The sequence below is a fragment of the Cloacibacillus sp. genome (genome assembly GCF_020860125.1).
Taxonomy (GTDB): Bacteria; Synergistota; Synergistia; order Synergistales; family Synergistaceae; genus Cloacibacillus.
Genome location: NZ_JAJBUX010000023.1, coordinates 33,819 through 48,883 on the forward strand (window position 1 = coordinate 33,819; position 15,065 = coordinate 48,883).

The 15,065-nt window shown below is 57.1% G+C and carries 12 protein-coding genes and 1 tRNA gene; 10 read left to right on the plus strand and 3 right to left on the minus strand.

The window, feature by feature from the left end:
* The first annotated feature begins 2 nt into the window (after nucleotides 1–2).
* The 8 genes from dnaE (at nucleotide 3) to galU (ending at nucleotide 11,178) form a co-directional block, all read left to right on the plus strand.
* A complete protein-coding gene (gene dnaE, locus LIO98_RS03070) occupies nucleotides 3–3,419 on the plus strand; it encodes a DNA polymerase III subunit alpha (protein ID WP_291953239.1) in 3,417 nt (1,138 codons plus the stop codon).
* Between the two features lie 79 nt (nucleotides 3,420–3,498).
* Nucleotides 3,499–3,732, plus strand: coding sequence for a trp RNA-binding attenuation protein MtrB (mtrB, locus tag LIO98_RS03075; RefSeq protein ID WP_066744248.1), 234 nt, complete (start codon nucleotides 3,499–3,501; stop codon nucleotides 3,730–3,732).
* A 14-nt stretch (nucleotides 3,733–3,746) separates the two neighbouring features.
* Nucleotides 3,747–5,504, plus strand: coding sequence for a pyruvate kinase (pyk, locus tag LIO98_RS03080; RefSeq protein WP_291953241.1), 1,758 nt, complete (start codon nucleotides 3,747–3,749; stop codon nucleotides 5,502–5,504).
* A complete protein-coding gene (locus LIO98_RS03085) occupies nucleotides 5,504–6,349 on the plus strand; it encodes a deoxyribonuclease IV (RefSeq protein ID WP_291953242.1) in 846 nt (281 codons plus the stop codon). The genes pyk and LIO98_RS03085 overlap by 1 nt, the downstream gene beginning before the upstream one ends.
* 100 nt (nucleotides 6,350–6,449) lie before the next feature.
* The gene (gene cdaA, locus LIO98_RS03090; RefSeq protein ID WP_066744250.1) at nucleotides 6,450–7,277 is read left to right on the plus strand and encodes a diadenylate cyclase CdaA; all 828 of its coding nucleotides are present in this window, start codon (nucleotides 6,450–6,452) and stop codon (nucleotides 7,275–7,277) included.
* A complete protein-coding gene (locus LIO98_RS03095) occupies nucleotides 7,270–8,604 on the plus strand; it encodes a CdaR family protein (RefSeq protein ID WP_291953244.1) in 1,335 nt (444 codons plus the stop codon). Before cdaA ends, LIO98_RS03095 begins: the two co-directional genes overlap by 8 nt.
* 326 nt (nucleotides 8,605–8,930) lie before the next feature.
* Complete coding sequence (locus LIO98_RS03100) at nucleotides 8,931–10,298, plus strand: phosphoglucosamine mutase (RefSeq protein WP_291953246.1); 1,368 nt, start codon at nucleotides 8,931–8,933, stop codon at nucleotides 10,296–10,298.
* Nucleotides 10,291–11,178 carry a UTP--glucose-1-phosphate uridylyltransferase GalU gene (gene galU / locus LIO98_RS03105; RefSeq protein ID WP_291953248.1) on the plus strand — a complete coding sequence of 296 codons (888 nt, stop codon included), beginning with the start codon at nucleotides 10,291–10,293 and terminating at the stop codon, nucleotides 11,176–11,178. The genes LIO98_RS03100 and galU overlap by 8 nt, the downstream gene beginning before the upstream one ends.
* Nucleotides 11,179–11,239: 61 nt before the next feature.
* Here galU and LIO98_RS03110 read toward each other — a convergent pair whose 3' ends face one another.
* Genes LIO98_RS03110 through LIO98_RS03120 form a run of 3 tightly spaced genes read right to left on the minus strand, consistent with a single transcriptional unit; the run spans nucleotide 11,240 to nucleotide 13,354 of the window.
* Nucleotides 11,240–12,325 (minus strand): hypothetical protein, encoded by a 1,086-nt coding sequence (locus tag LIO98_RS03110; protein ID WP_291953250.1) that lies wholly within the window; start codon nucleotides 12,323–12,325, stop codon nucleotides 11,240–11,242.
* Between the two features lie 59 nt (nucleotides 12,326–12,384).
* Nucleotides 12,385–12,918 carry a Synerg-CTERM system glutamic-type intramembrane protease MrtS gene (gene mrtS / locus LIO98_RS03115; protein WP_291953252.1) on the minus strand — a complete coding sequence of 178 codons (534 nt, stop codon included), beginning with the start codon at nucleotides 12,916–12,918 and terminating at the stop codon, nucleotides 12,385–12,387.
* Nucleotides 12,919–12,928: 10 nt separating this feature from the next.
* Nucleotides 12,929–13,354, minus strand: a complete 426-nt coding sequence (locus tag LIO98_RS03120; protein ID WP_291953254.1) for a Fur family transcriptional regulator — start codon at nucleotides 13,352–13,354, stop codon at nucleotides 12,929–12,931.
* Nucleotides 13,355–13,510: 156 nt separating this feature from the next.
* Here LIO98_RS03120 and LIO98_RS03125 point away from each other — a divergent pair.
* Nucleotides 13,511–13,586, plus strand: a tRNA-Gln gene (locus LIO98_RS03125).
* Nucleotides 13,586–15,043, plus strand: a complete 1,458-nt coding sequence (glmU, locus tag LIO98_RS03130; RefSeq protein WP_291953256.1) for a bifunctional UDP-N-acetylglucosamine diphosphorylase/glucosamine-1-phosphate N-acetyltransferase GlmU — start codon at nucleotides 13,586–13,588, stop codon at nucleotides 15,041–15,043. Before LIO98_RS03125 ends, glmU begins: the two co-directional genes overlap by 1 nt.
* The last annotated feature ends 22 nt before the right edge of the window (nucleotides 15,044–15,065 follow it).

The following is a 15,065-nucleotide window of genomic DNA, read 5'->3' on the forward strand; positions in this document are numbered from 1 at the left end:
ATATGGATAAGCCTTTCGTACACCTTCACGTACATAGTGAATATAGTCTGCTCGACGGGGCCAATAAGTGTTCCGATCTCGCGGTGGCGACGCGCAGCATGGGGATGGATTCCGTCGCTTTGACGGACCATGGAGTGATGTTCGGCTGCGTGGAATTTTATAATAAATGCAACGAGGCTGGCGTAAAGCCGATAATTGGCTGTGAGGTCTACGTGGACCCCAACGGTCATACCTGCCGCGAGGGAAAGAATCAGAACCACCTGATACTGCTCGCCGAGAATGAAGAGGGATATTATAACCTCACCAAGCTCGTTTCGATCGCCAACACCGACGGCTTTTACTACAAGCCGCGAATCGACCATGAACTGCTCGCGCGGTACAGCAAAGGGCTGATCTGCTCCTCCGCCTGTCTTGGCGGCGAGATACCGCAGTTTATCATACAGAACAATATCGATGCCGCCTACGAGCGCGCTCAGCTTTATCTGGACATTATGGGCAAGGACAATTTCTTTCTGGAGATACAGTCGAACATCATTCCGGAGCAGGCCATTGTGAACAAGACGCTTGTCGAGATGTCTAAAAAGCTCGATATACCGCTTATCGCCACAAACGACGCGCACTATCTGAAACGCGAGGACGCGGAATGGCACGATATCCTGCTCTGCGTGCAGACAGGGAGCATCGTCACTGACGAGAAGCGTTACCGCTTCACGGGCAGCGACTATTACTTCCGTTCGCCGGAGGAGATGTGGGAGATATTCGGCGGCGAACTGCCGGATTCTCTGATCAATACACAGAGGATAGCCGACCGCTGCGAAGTCAAACTGAAGACGGGCCATTACTACCTGCCTGAATTTCCCCTGCCACCGGGAGAGACGCTCTCGACGCACCTGCGCAAGCTGGCCGCTGAGGGGCTTCGCCGCAGGCTGAAGACGGAGGAGCCGCCGCGGGAGTATCTGGAGCGCCTCGAATATGAGCTGGGGATAATAGAGCAGATGGAGTTCCCAGGCTATTTCTGCATCGTCTCCGATATCATCGTGGCGGCCAAGGCCCGTGATATACCGATCGGGCCCGGACGCGGTTCTGCGGCGGGATCGCTTGTCGCCTATTCCCTGGGGATAACCGACCTTGACCCGATAAGATACAATCTGCTCTTTGAACGTTTTCTCAACCCGGAACGCATAAGCATGCCCGATATCGATACCGACGTCTCCGATAAGGGACGTGAAGAGCTGATCGCCTATATTGTTGAGAAATACGGCACGGACCATGTCTCACAGATCATAACCTTTGGACGGATGAAGAGCCGCGGCGCGATAAAAGACGTCGGCCGCGCGCTGAATATTCCGATCGCCGAGGTAAACGCGATAGCGAAGCTGATCCCCGCGATGCCGACGCCGGAGATAAAGAATATCAAGGGGGCGCTTGAACATGTGCCGGACCTCAAGACTGCTTACGAGAGCAAACCGGAGATAAAAAAGCTCGTCGATACGGCAATGCACATCGAGGGGCTCGCGCGCCACTGTTCGCAGCACGCCGCCGGCGTGGTCATCACGCCAAAACCGACGAGCGATATGGTGCCGGTGCGTAAATTCGGCGAAAATCAGGTCGCGACGCAGTATTCTATGGAGCCCGTTGAAAAGCTGGGGCTCGTAAAGATGGACTTCCTCGGCCTCCGCACCCTCTCGGTGCTTGACGGCGCGGTGAAGAATATCGAGGCCAACGGCAAGGGCAAGATCGACCTCAACGAAATACCGATCGACGACGCCAAGACCTACGACATGCTGCAGCGTGGGGATACGCTGGGGGTATTCCAGCTTGAATCCTCCGGCATGACGGCTCTGGTGCGCCGTCTGCGCCCGGACTGCTTCGAGGATATGATCGCGCTTGTCGCGCTCTACCGCCCCGGTCCGCTGGAGAGCGGCATGGTCGACACCTACGTCAAGTGCAAACACGGCGAGGACACGGTGCACTATCTGCACCCGAAGCTCGAACCATACATGAAGGACACCTACGGAGTCATCCTCTACCAGGAGCAGGTCATGCAGAGCGCGCAGGCGCTCGCGGGCTATACGCTCGGGGAGGCGGACCTGCTGCGCCGCGCGATGGGTAAGAAGAAAAAAGAGGTCATGGAACAGGAGCGCGTAAAGTTTGTCGACGGAGCCGTGAAAAACGGCGTCGACGCCTCGAACGCTGGCAACATCTTCGACATCATCGAAAAGTTCGCCGGCTACGGCTTCAATAAGTCGCACAGCGCCGCCTACGGGCTCATCGCCTACTGGACCGCCTGGCTCAAGGCGAACTACGGGCCTGAATACCTCGCCTCCTACCTTTCGAGCCTCATCGGGTCGAAGATGGATGTCCTCGGCCAGTACATACGAAGCGTAAGGAATGCCGGGTATCCGGTCCTTCCCCCGGACATAAACGAATCACGCGAGGACTTTACCGTCGTCGGAGAGGTCATCAGGCTGGGACTCTCAGCGATCGCGAAGGTCGGCGACGCGGCCGTCGCGAACATCATTGAGAGCCGCGCAAAGGCGGGAAATTTTACCTCCTTCTGGGACTTCCTCACAAAGATAGATACGCGGCAGGTCAACAAAGGCGTTATCGAAAATCTCATCAAGTCGGGGGCCTTCGACAGCCTCGAACCAAACCGCGCGCGGCTTCTGGCCGCGGTGCCGCAGTTTGTCGAGCAGGCTTCACGCCAGGCGCAGAACACGAATCAGGCCTCGCTCTTCGGCGAAGAGGACGAAGAATACCTCATGCCGGAGATGCCGGAGGTCGAAGATTTCAACGAACGCCAGAAACTCGACCTTGAGAAGGAGAGTATGGGGCTCTATATTTCCGGCCACCCATTCGACCATTACGAGGGGCAGGTTTCGCCCTATATTACCTGTCCGATAAGCGAACTGGGCCGCTGGCAGTCTCACCAGCCCGCGGTGACCGCTGGGCTTCTCTCAAGCGTCGCGGAAAAGTTCAGCAAGACTTCGGGCAATCCGTACGGCACCGCCGTCTTTGAGGACAACAACGGCACCGTCGACGTGCTGATCTTCGGTAGCCGCTGGCCGCAGTTCAAACCGATATTGCAGGTGGGCTCGCTCTACTTCCTGAAAGGCAAGCCGCGCGAGGACCGCGGAATATCCATAATGGCCGATGACATCTTCACGGAGGACGAGTATAAGGATAAGCTGGAGCGCCGCGCGATCGTGACGGTCGAGTGCGACGGCCTCTCCGATAAATTTTACGAGGGGATGTTCCGGGTACTGACGAAACACCAGGGAAAGAGCGAGATCATCCTCAAACTGGTCGGTTCCGAAGAGACTACCGTCTCGCTTATAAAGAGGATAAAGATAAACGTGACGAAGGAGTTAAAAGAAGAGCTGACCGAGTATTCAAACGGATTGGTAAGCTGCATTTGATAAAGGGAATGCGGTTATAGGCGGCAGCCGGTCTTGTTGAGACGAGCTGCCGCTGGATAAGAAAAGAGGAGAGAGTGAGATGGCTGAGAACGGACAGACGGTGGGAGAATATATCGCCGTGAAGGCGCTGGAAAACGGGGTCACCGTCACCGGCGTTACCCGCGGCGCGGAAAATAGATTTCTTCACACGGAGAAGCTTGAAGAGGGCGAGGTTTGGATCGCCCAGTTCACGGAACATATATCGGCGATGAAGATACGCGGTCACGCAAAGGTGATAACGGCTCACGGAGAGATAGAGAGCGGAAAGAATTAAGGAAGGTAAGACAAATGGATAAAATGGAACGCAAGGTAAAAATAGTATGCACGATCGGCCCCGCCTGTTGGGAATATGAAACCCTCATCAAGGTGGCGGAGGCCGGAATGAACGTTGCACGTCTCAACTTCAGCCACGGAGATTATGACTCGCACGAGCGGACGCTGAATAACGTCCGCGCCGTGGAGCAGGAACGGCAGATGCCGATCGCCGTGCTGCTCGATACAAAAGGCCCCGAGATACGCACGGGAGAAGTGCCCGGACATGGTAAGGTGACGCTGGAGGCCGACGACCTTTTTACCCTCTTCTTTGACAAGCGGGAGGGCGACGAGCACGGCGTATATGTCGATTATCCGCCGCTCGCCAATGAGGTGAAGAGGGGACAGTCCATCTTCATCGACGACGGTGCGATAAATCTAGAGGTCGAAGAGGCGACGCCGGAGGGCGTCGTCTGCCGCGTGATCGTCGGCGGCGAACTTGGAGAACACAAGGGCATCAATGTTCCGGGAGCAAACCTCTCCGTTCCGACGCTTACGGAGAAAGATGTCGCGGACCTGCGCTGGGGCGCGGCCCACGAGGTGGACTATGTGGCGGTCTCCTTTGTCCGCAACAAGGAGGACATCATCGAAGTGCGCCGTATCCTCGAGGGGGCTGGCGCGAACGCGAAGATAATCGCGAAGATGGAGACGCGTCAGTCGGTGGAAAATATCGATGAGATACTTTCGGTCGTCGACGGCATGATGGTGGCGCGCGGAGACCTCGGCGTTGAGATGAATACGGAAGACGTGCCGATGGTCCAGAAGGAGATCATCGAGAAGTGCCGCGTGCAGGGCAAGCCCGTGATCGTCGCGACCCAGATGCTTGATTCGATGATACGCAACCCGCGCCCGACGCGCGCCGAGGCGAACGACGTGGCCAACGCGGTAATCGATGGAGCGGACGCCGTCATGCTCTCCGGTGAAACTGCGGGAGGAAAGTATCCCGTCGAAGCGGTTGAGACGATGCAGCGGATAATTATCCGCACCGAGAGAGACACCGAGCTCTGGCGCAGAAAGCCGCGCACGATCCCGCAGGTCTGCGAAACGGCCGACGCCGTGAGCCACGCGGCGCGCGACATCGCGAAAGAGGTCCGGGCGGCGGCGATAGTGTCGCTGACTTCGAGCGGCGGCACCGCGCGGATGGTGAGCAAGTACCGTCTGCCCTGCCCGATAATCGCAATGACGCCCTCGCTCTCCATTTGGCGGCAGCTCTCCCTTATTTGGGGCGTGACTCCCTGCATCTGCCCGATAACCCCTGAACTTGAAAAGTCGGTCGAGAACGCCATATCGCTAATAAAGAGGGAGGCGCTGGTCGAGAGCGGAGACAATATCGTCATCACCTCCGGCGTACCTCTCGGCGAGCCGGGAAGCACAAACATGCTGAACGTCCTGCGGATCGGTAACGTCATCGGCAAGGGGATGTCCCTCGTCCGTAAACGGCTGACGGCGCCGGTCTGCCGCGCTGAGACGCCCGAAGAGGCGGTCGCGAAGATCAGCGAGGACAAGATCCTGGTAATAAAGAAGAGCACGAAGGAGTATATCCCAGCGCTTGAAGTGGCGGGAGCGATAATCACGGAAGAAAACGGCCTGACCTCTCATGCCGGCGTCATATCGCTGAACAGGGGCGTACCCTGTATCACTGGTGTCTCCGACATCATGGACCGGGTGGAGGACGGCATGATCATAACGGTGGACGGGATACCGGGATTGGTCTATATGGGAAGAGCCTACTGATGGCCCGTATCGGGACCCACGTCTCGGTAGCCGGCGGACTGGACAAAGCCTTTGCGCGCGCGGACGCCCTGGGCTGCGAGTCGATGCAGATATTCACGCGCAGCCAGCGCCAGTGGCAGAGCCGGCCGGTCTCTCTCCAGGAGGCGGAGGACTTCTACCGCGCCTGGCAGGGATCCTCCGTGGAGACCGTCGTCTCCCATGCCTCGTATCTGATAAATATCGCCTCCTTGGACGCGGAGATGCTCGCCAAAAGCAGGCGGGCCCTGCGCGAGGAGACGGAGCGTTGTCACCAGCTGGGAATAACGGATATCGTGCTCCACCCCGGATTTGCGAAAGAGGCGACCATGGAGGAGGCGATCGGCGGCATAGTCGATTCGCTGCTCTGGCTCTTTGAAGATACGCAGGGTTACAGGGTGCGCATACTGCTTGAGACGATGGCGGGCCAGGGCACGGTGATCGGCGCCGATTTCGCCCATTTCGCGCGGATCGGCGAGATGATGAACTGGCATCCCCGCCTCGCCTTCTGCGTGGACACCTGCCACGTATTCGCGGCTGGCTACGACCTTCGCTCCGCGGAGGCCTACGAGCGGTTTATCTCGCTCATCGACAAGCATATCGGGACGGATAACGTTCTCTGCTGGCATCTCAACGACAGCAAGGCCGCAAAGGGGACGCACCTTGACCGCCACGCCCATCTGGGCGAGGGCGAGATCGGTCTGCATCCATTCGCGCTGCTGATGAACGACGACCGTTTTGAGAATATCCCGACCATTCTTGAGACGCCAAAGGAGGGCGTCGGGGACGTTGGAAATCTCGCGTTCCTGCGAAAGGTCCGCGGCGAATGATTGTCGCTGCCGAATATGGTACCGTATGATTAATAGGACGTCATTGTGAAATTTGCGCTATAATTTAATTTATAACAGATAAACGAAAAGGGGTGAGCCCTTGGCTTTTTTTGACCTGCGATGGCAGGATTTTCTTGACATCCTGATAGTCGCCTTTTTGATCTACAGAGTCCTTATGCTGCTCGTCGGCACGCGCGCGATGCAGCTTCTGCGCGGAGTGCTTATCATCGGCTTTATCGGCGCGGTGGCGAATATCCTTGAGCTGCGCAGCCTCTCCTGGATCATCGGGAAGATGCTTGGCGCCTTTATAATAGTCGTGCCGGTACTATTTCAGCCGGAGCTGCGCCACATGCTGGAGGAACTCGGCAAAGGCCATCTCTGGAAGGTGGGCAGAAATGAAGAGGACATCGACCTGCGGGCCGAACAGCTCTCAAAGGCGCTGACCTACTGCAAATCGCAGCGCATCGGCGCGCTCTGCGTGCTCCAGCGCGATACGAGCCTTAAGGAGGTTTGGCGTACCGCCGTTATGCTCAAGGCCGATATCACGGAGGAGCTGCTTATATCTATCTTCTGGCCCGGCACGCCACTCCACGACGGCGCGGTGGTGATGGACCAGCAGAGTATCGTCGCCGCCGGCTGCTATCTGCCGCTGACGGAGAAGACGGATATTTCCCGGTGGTACGGCACGCGTCACCGCGCGGCGCTGGGCGTCACCGAAATGTCCGACGCGATCGCCCTTGTAGTCTCGGAGGAGCGCGGAGAGATAACGGCCGCCGTCGCGGGCCACTTCTCCAAGCCGCTCAGCGAGGCGCAGCTGAAAAAGATCTGCAACCACTATTTCAGCTTTGAAAGCAAAGAGAGCAATTTTATGGACCGTCTGCGGGAAGAGATACAGCAGCAGTGGGCGGGAGGCGATAAAAATGTCTGACAGAAGAAGAATGATCGAAGCGTATATAATCAGGAAACTGCGGGCCGTAAACGATAGGCTTGTAAGCCTGAGCGATAAATTCGACTACAAGGGAGAGTCCGTCTTTCAGTCGAAGATATTCCTTGTCGGCGTGTCGATCTTTATCTCCGTCCTGCTGTGGGCCTTCGTCGCTCTTGACGGAAACTCGGACGCGGCGCGCACCGTAAGCGCAAATATCAAATATATAAACCTTCCGCGGGGCTTTTCTATCTACGCACCGACGAGGAAGGTTGAGCTGCGTATCGTTGGCAAGATAAATATGCTCTCCAGCGTGCAGGCCTCGGATATTGTCGCCGAGGTGGACCTCGCGAATCTGCAGGCGGGAAAATATAATCTGCCGATCCGGCTTGAGGCGCCGTCGTTCGCGCGTATCCGCAGCTGGCAGCCTTCGGTAGCGGAAGTGGAGATATACCGTCATGTCGAACGTACTCTCGCCATTACCCCCAAGACGGAGGGAACCGCTCCCGAGGGGATGGTCGTAAGTTCGGTGAAGCTCGATCCTGACAATGCGGTGATCAGCGGTCCAGAAAACGAGGTGCTTGCCGTGCAGGGGCTGGAGGCGGCTGTGCCGCTGGACAAGCTGGATGCCGATGGCAAGATGAGGGCTCAGATCGTTTTCAAGACAGCGGGAGATATGCAGTCTGTTCCCCTATCTCAGAACCGCAGGCTCACAGTCTCCCCGACTGAGACTAACGCCGTCGTTGCCTTCGAGAACGAGATAGTGGGTGAGAGAATCCCCGTCAAGGTCTCTGTCGTCGGACAGCCCCAGGAGGGGCTGCAGGTGGAGTCGATAAAGGTGATCCCGGACAGTGTCTCCATCCGCGGCAGAAGCACCGCGGTCAAAAAGATGCAGTCGTTGGTGCTGCCGCCGGTAGATATATCGGGGCTGGATCAGAACATCCAGCTCATGATACCGATGCAGCCGGCGGAGATCGACCCCGATGTTGAAATAACCGGTACTGACCGCGCGCGGGTCGAGATCCGCCTCTCAAAGAAGATGGGCGTTAAGACCTTTACGAACGTTCCTCTCATCGTTGAGGGAGCCGAGCCCGGCAAAGAATGGAAGGTCTCCCCGCACAGCGTCAGCGTAACGATCGAGGGGCCGCAGATCGCGATAGATACGCTTGGCGGTTCTTCCGTCGCTCCCTGCGAGCTCTACATAGACGTCTCAAATATAGTCTCGAAGCAGATGGAGCTGCCGGTGCTCGTAAAGAACCTTAAGAAGGATTTTCAGGTGGTGCAGATAGAGCCGGAACAGATACTGGTGACGGCCGTAGACGAACAATAGTGATCCGCCGGCTGCCGTAGCGGCATACGCGCCGTGGCATGTGCCGTACGCGGTTTTCGATATGCCGGTACGCGGTGGGGATACGCTCCCTAATCATGAGACAGGCGCAGATAGGTTGCATGTTGATGGATAGACCTGATATATCCCAGCGGAAGCCTTAGATTTTTCGCCCGCTTTCTAGTGTAAAGCCGGAGATTTTGGTTCTTAATTTGCTGCCAGCATAATGGACTGCTGGTTTTCCCAAATCTTCGCGGATCGAAGGATTATAAGTTTTTTATTTCACATATAAGTTTCATATAACTTTTAGAGGGGAGTTTTTACACAAGATGCCAGAGGGGGAAAAAAGACAATTTTTCGGAACAGACGGCGTCCGAGATATTGCGAACAGCGGCATGATGCGGCCTGAGCCGGCGATGAGGCTGGGAGCCGCCTACGCGCTCTTTTTGAAGGGGCAGGGTGTGGAACATCCCGTCATCGCGGTGGGCCGCGATACGCGCCGTTCCGGCGAGATGCTGCAGTCGGCCCTCATGTCGGGGATCGCCTCGGCGGGCGGCAGCGCCGCCGATTTAGGCGTTATACCGACACCGGGAGTCAGCAGCGTAGCCGCCCGCAATAAATTTGACGGCGGCGCGGTTATCAGCGCTTCGCACAATCCCGCCGAATACAACGGTATAAAATTCCTCGACAAAGATGGTTTCAAACTCACCGACGATGACGAGGCCGATATCGAAGAGCTCTTCCTCAATGAAAAACACCTTCGCTTTGCCGCGCCCGCGGAGATCGGCGGCGTCAGCAACGGTTCCGAGTACCGTGAGCAATACGCGGGGCTTCTGAAAGAGGTCATCAAGGAGATAGAAGATACCTCTTATCCGATCGTGATCGACGCGGCGAACGGGGCGGCCTCGGCTTTCGTCGAGCCGCTCTTCTCCGGCTGGCGCGGCGGCGTGACCTTCATCGGCAACAACCCGGACGGCGTCAACATCAACAGGGAGGTCGGCGTAACCCATATCGGTACGCTCGCCTCCGAGGTTACAAAGCGCGGAGCCTCGCTCGGCATCGCCTATGACGGAGACACAGACCGTGTGCTGCTCTGTGACAGCCGCGGGCGTACCCTTGACGGAGATATCATGCTCTGGGTCATCGGCCGCTGGCTGGCGAAGCGCGGCATGCTCGGTACGGGGGTGACGGCGACGGTGATGTCCAACATGGTGCTTGAAGACCTCCTTGCGGAGGAGGGAATCAAGGTATTCCGCTGTCCCGTCGGTGACCGCTACGTCTTGGATACGATGAGGCGTGAGGGCGGACGCATCGGCGGCGAGCAGTCAGGCCACATTATCGCTCTGGAATATGCCAACACGGGAGACGGGCTATGCTCCGGTATCCTCTTCCTCAAGGCCGTTACGGAGCTTGGAGAGGATATCTCCACACTGGCCGACCGTTTCGAGCGCTACCCGCAGGTGCTCCGCAATATGAAGGTCGATGATAAAGATAGGATAATGAACAGCTCCGAGGTGGCCGCCGCCGCCGCCGAGGCGGAAAGGCTTCTCGCCGGCAGGGGGCGGATGCTGCTGCGTCCCTCCGGCACAGAACCATTGATAAGAATATTTGCCGAGTCGCGCGATGCCGGGCTGATGAACAGCGCCGCCGACATCATGGAGACGGCGATAAAAAAGGCGGTCGCCAGCCATGGCTAAGACGGTGGAATATACTCCGGTCCGCAGGGCGGTATTCCCCGTAGCCGGTCTGGGGACGCGCTTCCTTCCCGCGACGAAGGATGTTCCGAAGGAGATGATGCCGCTCGTCGACCGGCCCCTCATTCACCACGGTGTTGACGAGGCCGTCGCCTCCGGTTGTACGGAGATCATATTTGTTACGGGACAGGGCAAGGAGAGCATCCGGCGCTACTTCGATCCCTCCCACGAGTTGGTCTCTATGCTGCGCGAGCGCGGAAAAGACGAGCTTGCGGAGGTCGTGGAAAATATCCACGGCCTTGCCGAATTCCACTACGCCTTCCAGGAAAAACCGCTTGGCCTCGGTCATGCGGTGCTCTGTGCGGAGGAATTCTGCAAAGACGAATATTTTGGTCTTTTGCTGCCGGACGACGTGATGATCGCACATCCGACGGTGCTCTCACAGCTTGAGGCGGTGAGGAAAAAATATAACGCCTCCGTCCTCTGTGTCGAAAAGGTCGCGGAGAACGAAGTCTCCCGTTACGGCATCGTCGATGCCGAGGAGGTGGAGCCTGGTATTTACCGCGTGAAAGGGCTTGTTGAGAAACCGAAACGCGAAGAGGCCCCCTCTAACCTCGCGATCATGGGGCGCTACCTGCTGTCGCCCGCCATCTTCTCACATTTGAAAAATCTCAAGCGCGGCGCGGGCGGGGAATACCAGCTCACCGACGCCATCTCATCGCTGCTCGGCGAAGAGCCGGTCTACGCGGCGCTCTACGAGGGGAAACGCCTCGACTGCGGCGTTAAAGAGGGCTGGATAAAGGCGACGGTGGTCAAGGCGCTCGACGATCCCGAGCTTAGGGAGATAGTGCTTGCGGCGGTGCGCGAGAGCGGTCTCATATAGCGGCTGTCATAACGCCAATAAAAAATGAGCGGGAAGCCCCGCTCATTTTTTATTGGCGTATCTATCGTTGCTTCTGTATCTCTTCCGTGAATGGATAATAGATGCGCAGCTCGGTGATACCCTTGAGGCCGTTGTCGCTGCGTCCGTCGACCTCTTTCAGCCGCTGCCACTTTCCGTTGTCATAGCGCGCGAGCACTAGTGATTTTCTTCCGTATGTGGACCAGGGGTTCCAAAGTTTTTCGCCCGTAGCGGGTCCGGAGACAAGTCCCTTTTTAAAGAGCGGCGGCGTGCCGCCCATCATCGACTTCCCGTCGGCGGGGCCGATAACGAGCCACTGCGTCATGTTCCAGACATTCTGCATCTCCTTTGACTTAAGCGCGTGGTCCCAGGGGATGATCTGGAAACCGCCCGTTTTGCCGCGCGGCGTCGTCGAGACGTCGATCACGCCGCTGTGGTTGGCGCGGATCGCCCCCGTGCGCTGGAAGAGCGTTCCCTCAAAGCGTCCCGTGCCGCCCAGCGGTCTGATGACGCGCCCGAGCAGCTCGTAGCCGCCGCGGTTCCAGGCGATGACGCGTCCGCCCGGACGGTTTTCGATATTAACCATATAGGGTAAAGAGTCGTCCTCGTTCGCGATGATGATCAGCGTATCCTTGGCCTTCGGCAGACTGCCGGCGGAGAGCGGAGCCTCGCTGCCGTCGGGCTTGCGCACAAAGACGGCGGAGCCTACTGGCGGAGCCCAGGCGCCGAAGAGGCTTTCTCCGGCCTTTGAAGATATCACGACGGAGGCCCCGGGACCGGCGGCGGGGGCGATCGTCTCCTGCGGGATGACGCTCATCGTGCGCCCTTTATCCTTTTCTACGGAGACGAGCATGTGTATCGCGTTTACGGCTGAGGCGCAGACGGTCCCCGGAGTGCTCCAGGCGCTGGCCGTATAGCTGGGCCAGCGGGTCTTTGTCGGCAGAGCCTTTACCGTTCCGACTTCCCGTACCGTGCCGTCAGCGGTTGTCACCGACACGGGCGCGCCCTTTTCCATAGGGATATTGATCTCGAATAATTTCTTTTCCGCGGCGCCGGAGTAGCGCGGCAGAGCCAGCATGGCGGCACACAGCAACAGCATCAGGTAAATAACACTCTTATTGAATCTCATCATTCTCACCTCATACTTTATATATCATTAAAGGGTGTCGATATCAAGTTAAAAGGCGCTTAAAAGTTGACCGGCATGGGGAAGAACCATATCGACCATATATTGCCGATGAAATGGAAAAGCGCCGGCGGGAAGAGGTTTTTGTAGCGGTATTTGAGCCAGCCCATGATCAGCCCAGGGAAAAATGTGCAGAGCGATATCCAGTAGGGGGCCACGATCAGGTGGATCGGCGCGAACACCAGATTGGTCATCACGATAGCCGTAAAGGGGGAGAAATGCCGTTCTAAAACGGGCTGGAGCCAGCCGCGAAAAAATGTCTCTTCTATTATCGCCGCGGCGAGTCCCGAAGCGCCCATATTCAGCACGGTCCAGAGGCCGCGTTTACGCGGCAGCGCCTCCCAGGGCCAGTTCATCGCGACGACTGTGAGCGCCAGCAATATAAATGCAGACACGGCAAGTGTCTGCATAAAATCTCTCGCGCGGAACTCCCAGCGTAAGCCATACTCGTCGGGGTCCTCTTTTCTGTACCAGCACCATCCGTATGGCCAGTAGAGCAGGAATACTCCCGCGCAGAAGGATATGAACGTACTCATATATGAAAGACTATATCTTCAGGCAATCGGTGCATAGTCCGTAGAAAAATATTTCCGTGCGTTCGATCTGCGCGATATTTTCACGTACCGATGAGGCCGACTTAAATATTTCGTCTTCGTCCACCGGAATGTCGAAGAGCTTACCACATCTGCGGCAGAGAAAGTGTCCGTGTGTCGTAGTCGTCGGGTCAAAATATACCCTCTTATCGTCGATGCTGAGTATTTTTATGAGTCCGGCATCCGCGAGAAGCTGCGCGGTGCTGTAAAGCGTGGCGACGGACATCGTAGAATATTCGGCAGAGAGCTCACGGTAGAGAGTGTCGGCAGAGGGATGGTCGGTGCGGCCCTCCAACTGCTGTAAGATCGCGATACGCTGTGCCGTTATCTTGGCGCCTCTCACCCTAAGAACTGCTATTCCATCGTCTACGGTCCACATTTTATCCATTCCTCCAAAAAATGTATTTTTAAATCATTTCAATTTCATTTCAATTATTATAAATCATAACTTTTGATTTGTGTACAGTAAAACAAAAAACACTTTTTAGGCTTGCGGATTTGCGTAATTTAACGTTATAATGTCCGTTGCACATAATGGGGTGTAGCCAAGCGGCCTAAGGCATCGGACTTTGACTCCGACATCGATGGTTCGAGTCCATCCACCCCAGCCATGTTATGTATAAAAGCTGGTCATATCATCGAAAACGTGTTTTTGAAGGGAGCCGGAAAAGTGAATCAGCCAAAAAAACCGTTTGGGGTTCTGCTCTTGGCTGCGGGAAAAGGCACGCGGATGCGCAGTAAAACTCCCAAAGTCCTACATCTGATGCTCGAAGAACCTATCCTCTATTATCCTCTAAGATCGGCGCTGGATGCCGGTTTTGGGGATATTGCCGTTATGGTTGGTTTCGGGGGCGAGTTGGTGGAGAGCTGGACGAGAGACAACTTTCCCGGCGCTGAGATAATATGGCAGCGTGAACAGAGGGGCACCGGACATGCGGCAAAGCTGGCGCAGGAGTGGTGGCAAAATTTCGAGAACGTGATGGTCCTCGCCGGCGACGCGCCGCTGATAAAGCCCGAGACGCTCTCATTCTTTGCCGAACGCCACGCGGCGGGCGGTAACGCCTGCAGCTTCCTGAGCTTCGACCTTGAAGACCCCGCCGGATACGGCCGCGTCCTCCGCGAAGAGGGGCGGGTGCGCGTCGTAGAGCATAAGGACGCTACGGAGCGGCAGCGGGAGGTAAAAGAGGTCAACAGCGGCATGTATATCTTCGATACCGCGGCGCTCGCCGGCGTGATAGACAAGATATCGTGCGCCAACGCGCAGGGGGAATATTATCTGCCGGATACGCTTGCTCTGATAGAATCGTGCGGCGGCCGGGTAGAGGCCGTGAAGGCCGACCATGCCGAAGAGTTCCTCGGAATAAACGACCAGATGCAGCTGGCGGCGGCGGCGCGGATAATGCGCGACCGTATCGTCAGCGGTTTTATGATAAACAACGGGCTGCAGTGCATGGACCCCGCGAGCCTGTGGATCGGCCCGAAGGTAAAGATCGGGCGCGACGTCGTCATCCACCCCTCGGTGCAGCTGTGGGGAGAGACGGTCATCGAAGACGAGGCCTTTATCGGCAGCTTCACGGTGCTGCGTAATTCGGTGGTGCATGCAAAGGCGAACCTCAAAGGTTCCGTGCGCCTTAACGATTCAACGATCGGGCCGAGGGCCTCGGCAGGCCCCTTTGCCTTTATGCGCGAACACGGCGAGCTGCTGGAAAACGCCCACATGGGCCGCTTTGTCGAGATAAAGAAGAGCCGCGTCGGCGTCGGCTCAAAGGTGCCTCACCTGTCGTATATCGGCGACGCCGAGATAGGTGAGGAGACTAATATCGGCGCGGGGACGATCACCTGCAACTATGACGGCGAGAAAAAGAACCCGACGAAGATCGGCCGCGGTTGTTTCATCGGCAGCGATACGATGCTCGTAGCCCCCGTCACACTGGGCGACGACGTGACGACCGGGGCCGGTTCGGTGATCACCAACGACATACCGGACGGCGCGCTCGGAGTGGGCCGCGCGAAGCAGTCAAACATCGAAGGCTGGAGCCGCCGCCGCCGGGGCAAAGGTAAAAAGTAAGTTATCAATTTTAATATATTAT